General features: G+C 60.7%; 2 protein-coding genes. Both read right to left on the bottom strand.

Features of this window, described 5'->3' with window-relative positions; all coding sequences use genetic code 11:
* The gene (locus HYH07_RS36195; protein WP_220006924.1) at positions 1 to 228 is read right to left on the bottom strand and encodes a hypothetical protein; all 228 of its coding nucleotides are present in this window, start codon (positions 226 to 228) and stop codon (positions 1 to 3) included.
* A 55-nt stretch (positions 229 to 283) separates the two neighbouring features.
* Positions 284 to 463: a hypothetical protein gene (locus HYH07_RS36190; RefSeq protein ID WP_220006923.1), complete on the bottom strand. Its 180-nt coding sequence runs from the start codon at positions 461 to 463 to the stop codon at positions 284 to 286.
* Between the last annotated feature and the right edge of the window lie 99 nt (positions 464 to 562).

Genomic DNA, 562 nt, shown 5'->3' with positions numbered 1-562 from the left:
TCAGAAGGGCGGCTGCCCCGGCCCTGAGCCCGGGCCAAACGGGCCGCGCAGGTTGCCTGGACCCTGCAAGCCGCCAAGGATAAACCCGCCGACCCACTCCACGGCATCCTTGATGGCGCCGCCGATGGCACGGAAGGCGTCTCCAAGCCAGTTGCCGCCGACAACCGCCTCGAGTTCTGCATCATTCAGTTCGATGATTTCCGATTTCGCATGTTTTGGGTTCAGCATGTTGGTCGCTCCTCTTCAAATGATGGATGTGATGAATTGTTCGAAGGCGCAGATCTCAGCGATGGAAGATGCCGCCAGGCAACCAGGGGTTCGGACCCATGGGCTGGTGGGTCGTGATCTTCCCATCCACGATCCAGGGCCCGATGCAGCCACCGTCATTGATGAAGCCGCCGCACACGGAGCTCAGTTCGCGCTCGTCCAACTCTTTACGGTCTCGATTGCTACGCTCGGCCATTTGTGTCTCCCGCTGTTGTGGAGGGTCCATTCCCTCTCATCTCGTGACCACAGGAGTATCGCGGCCCGTGCGCTTAGACCGTGAGACGGGTCACAGAGG

Origin of the sequence: Bradyrhizobium sp. BR 10261 (genome assembly GCF_019455395.1) — a bacterium.
In the GTDB taxonomy this organism is placed as follows: Bacteria; Pseudomonadota; Alphaproteobacteria; order Rhizobiales; family Xanthobacteraceae; genus Bradyrhizobium; species Bradyrhizobium manausense.
The sequence above is the reverse complement of the archived record's forward strand: the minus strand, read 5'-3'. Positions and strand labels throughout refer to the sequence as shown.

Excerpts from the sequence above, each read along its gene's own strand:
- HYH07_RS36195 (WP_220006924.1), bottom strand. The coding sequence starts at position 228 with ATGCTGAACCCAAAACATGCGAAATCGGAAATCATCGAACTGAATGAT.
- HYH07_RS36190 (WP_220006923.1), bottom strand. The coding sequence starts at position 463 with ATGGCCGAGCGTAGCAATCGAGACCGTAAAGAGTTGGACGAGCGCGAA.